Source organism: Vibrio sp. V19_P1S1T109, from assembly GCF_002241375.1.
GTDB classification, from domain to species: Bacteria; Pseudomonadota; Gammaproteobacteria; order Enterobacterales; family Vibrionaceae; genus Vibrio; species Vibrio anguillarum.
Genome location: NZ_NDIM01000324.1, coordinates 1 through 3,370, shown reverse-complemented (window position 1 = coordinate 3,370; position 3,370 = coordinate 1). Strand labels below are relative to the sequence as shown.

Here is a 3,370-nt window from a genome sequence, read left to right as displayed (position 1 = left end):
TCGTTTGGCCATTTCAAATCTCCTTTGGGTTGGAGGTTTGATCTTATTATTCGGGCCAGACGATTAGAATGCGGGGTTTATGATGCGCTTACCGTTTAAGAATGGTTTTGATGTGCTGCAGAAAAAGGAGTTGTTAGCGCTCCTTCCTCCAAAGCTAGTATCAAGAATTCAGACTCGTTTAATTATGTTGTCAAGAAACGCTCAAGAAGAGTTAGATGACTATGAGCGGTTAAAATCAAATGTGTAGATGAAACACTCGCATACTTAAATCGGTTCTGATCACCGTGATAGCATTTTAGTAAGGCTTTTCAACTACTCTGCAATCATTATTGTTTATATAGTTGTATTTAATGTGATCCCTGTCAGGATATTATGGTCCTCTTATTCATGTTGATGAGTATCATAGACTTAGCATGTTTTTAGGATGATCTTAATGGAACTCTCCCCAGTATTGGAAAAATTAAAAGCCTTTGTGTATGCCGAACATCGGGCGGGTATGGAGAAGCTTTTAGAAATTTGGGAAAAACCGCTCAAAGATAAATTATACAAAGGTGAAACTCAGCAGATTAATTCTGTTAAGTCCCTTGGTAATGGTCAACTAGAAGCCACTCTTGGTAAGAATGAATCGAAATTTCGTGAAGGAGACATGGTATGCCTCCATTTGGGTGAAGCTCATATCGAACGGGTCATATCACAAGCAACAATTGAGGCTGAAGATGATGGTAAATGGTTACTTCGAGCTAAATTTGATCAAACAAAAATAACGAAATTGCAGAGTGATTGCTTTGCTGATCCTGATGGAATGGACTTAACATCGTTTTACGATAAAGCCTTGGAGGATGTCGCGACCTCGGCTATCGGTCGAAATACGCTATTGCCCCTACTAGCGCATAGTCTAAATACTGATCTTGTTGATGAAGATCGGTTTGATGATGCGGCAGATTACGCGCAAGAGTGTGGTTTAAATGACAAACAATGTGAAGCGGCGGCCTATGGGGTGGCATCACGTTATCTAGCATGTATTCAAGGGCCCCCAGGCACCGGGAAAACCAAGGTTATCAGTTTAATCGCCAAATTACTTGTAGAAGCGGGTGAGCGCGTTTTGCTCACCTCTCATACTCACATGGCAATTAATAATGCTCTTAATAAAATAGTGGATGAAAGCGTACCAGTGATTAAGGTATGTGCCCATGGTGGGAATAAAGGACTAAGTTCAAAAGTAAAATCCTACGACTCAGGAGCTAAATGGCAAGAGATACCAGAGAGTGGGTATGTTATTGGAGCAACGCCATTTGCAACATGTACTGAGCGCCTAGAGAGTTTTGAATTCGACACTGTCATTTTTGATGAAGCAAGCCAAATAACATTACCGCTTGCCTTAATGGCGATGCGCAAAGGAAAACGATATGTGTTTGTTGGTGATCACAAGCAATTACCGCCAGTTATTTTGTCTCAATCTGTTTTAGCTGAAGGGTCTGCCTTTTCTGAATTTATTGCTGCTAATAATGAATTTTCCATTATGTTGGATTTCACTTACCGAATGTCACCAGCACTTACCGACTGGCCAAGTAAAACGTATTACAAAGGTGATCTTGTTTCTAAACGCTCGGCAGACAAATCAACGTTTAGACTTCCCAACGTTCCACTCAAATACAGCCAAATTCTTTCGAGTGAAGAGCCTTTTGTCTTTATTCGCACGCCGGGTATCAACAAACGAAGCTCAAATAGAGACGAAGCAGAGTTAGTTGCAGATATTGCTTATAGCGCGGTTGAATCAGGATTGGATGCAGAAGAAATTGGCATTGTGACGCCGTACCGTGCCCATGCTAAAGCGATAAAAAGTTGTTTGTCTGACAAGCTCGGAATTTTTTCATCGAAGTCGATTGTTACTGATACGGTTGAAAGGATGCAGGGGCAAGAAAGAGAGATGATTATCATCTCAATGTGCTCATCAGACCCCCAATATATTACAGCGATCGCTGATTTCTTTTTTCAGTCCGAACGTCTCAATGTTGCCATTACTCGCCCACAAACCAAGTTGATTCTCATTGGTCCCGAAATATCAGAATCATTTGCCTTGGGTATTGAGGAAGAGAGAGCTCGAAAGAGTGCTCTGGAGTATCGCTCTTTAATAAAACACAGCTGTAGAGTGGAGGTTTAGTCATGGCACATATAGAGACAATTACAGGTCTTGATCGCAAGGTAAGACGCCATTTCAAAAAAGTATTTGCTCAATTGGGCGATGATTTTTTTATTCGTGAGCCTCTAGACGATGCTTTAAAAGTGGCGCCCTGTATTGTTGAAGGGCCTTGTAATTGCTGGCTCTTTATCGGGTCGCATTCGCAGGCGCCAAGCCTAGTCGATGTTCAAATATTGCGTCGATTCAATGAGTTGCTGGTTGAGCGAGATTGTGCTCCAGTCCAATATCTCGCTGTGGTAGAAAATTTAGATTCGAACCACTCTCATTTGCCTGATTATGTTCAAGTTATTAGCCAAGCTGATTTTTATGCTAATGGTGAACAAATCATCATCGACAAGCTGGTAGAGCTTTCAGCTGAGCATTTTGCCAGCATAAAAAAGAAGCTATTCCCAGAGTCTGTTATCCCGACACAGTGCAGTACGCGTAAGCAGCATTTAGTGAGTGATAACTCAGCAAGGTTATTGCCTTTTTTCCTTGATTATGACCAAGAATTAGCGACTCGGTTAGATATTATGGAGTCGGTAGATCAGGATGAAGAGCAGCAGGATGAGTTCTCGGTTCGTTTGATTAATGGTGTTGCCGGAAGTGGTAAAACGCTCATTCTAATTAATCGAGCAATCCTCTATTGCAAAAAATATCCTGAAAAAAAGGTGCGGCTGATTATCCATAATAACCCGGTGGTTGAAGATATTAAGCTAAAGTTTAAAACATGGTTAGGCGGAGAGCCTGCCAACCTCGAAATACAGACATTTCACTCCTTCGCGTGGCAGCAATACAGAGCAAAATTTAGATATGTAAGCGCCTTGTTCAAAGAGCAAGATGTTGAAGCCGCAAAGAAGAAAATTCTCAGTGATGCCAATACTTGCTATACAGAATTGTCGCTGAAAGACAGTCAAATTTGGGATGAACTTGAGTATATCAATGACTACCTGATCAAAGATAAGGATGAGTATCTAGAATATGACCGACAAGGTAGAGGATTCGCATTGCAGAAAAGCCAAAGGGAACATGTTTGGCAATTGTACGAAATTCTAGTGGAAAAGCTCTCAGATCCTAAGGGTTATCTTCCCCATATTTATATTAAAGAACTCGCATTATCTACTAAAGCGTTGCCGAGTTTCGATCATTTCATGATTGATGAAGCGCAGTTTTTTTCGCCGTCTTGGCTTG

General features: G+C 41.2%; 2 protein-coding genes. Both read left to right on the top strand.

The features are described 5' to 3' along the window. The first annotated feature begins 433 nt into the window (after nt 1-433). Nucleotides 434-2,161, top strand: coding sequence for a DEAD/DEAH box helicase (locus B9J87_RS15565; protein WP_094151608.1), 1,728 nt, complete (start codon nt 434-436; stop codon nt 2,159-2,161). 2 nt (nt 2,162-2,163) lie between these two features. Then, the coding region (locus B9J87_RS15560) for a UvrD-helicase domain-containing protein (protein WP_176429550.1) at nt 2,164-3,370 on the top strand (1,207 nt) is incomplete at its 3' end.